The organism is Micromonospora arborensis (genome assembly GCF_003205615.1).
Lineage (GTDB): Bacteria > Actinomycetota > Actinomycetes > Mycobacteriales > Micromonosporaceae > Micromonospora > Micromonospora arborensis.
Genome location: NZ_PYBV01000145.1, coordinates 1 through 250, shown reverse-complemented (window position 1 = coordinate 250; position 250 = coordinate 1). Strand labels below are relative to the sequence as shown.

General features: G+C 72.8%; 1 pseudogene. It reads left to right on the top strand.

Going from position 1 to position 250, the window contains the following annotated elements:
- Positions 1-22: 22 nt before the first annotated feature.
- Positions 23-250 (top strand): annotated as a pseudogene (locus tag C7C45_RS33175) (DUF418 domain-containing protein); the annotation flags it as partial.

The following is a 250-nucleotide window of genomic DNA, read 5'->3' as shown; positions in this document are numbered from 1 at the left end:
GCTCGGACTGTGCCTGCTCGCCATGCGGCGATTCAGCGTCGGGACCGCGCTGCGCGCCGCCGTTCTGGTGACTGGCGGGATCGGCTTCGTCCTCGCGCTCGCCGCCGCGGGCGGGACCCAGTTGGTGACCGATCCGGCGACGGCACTCGCGGCGGGGCAGCGGTCCACCGAGGCGTTACAGGGCGGGATCGGCTCCGTGATCACCGAGCACGTACGTCAGCTGCCGGCGATGTTCGGCGCACGCCTCGTG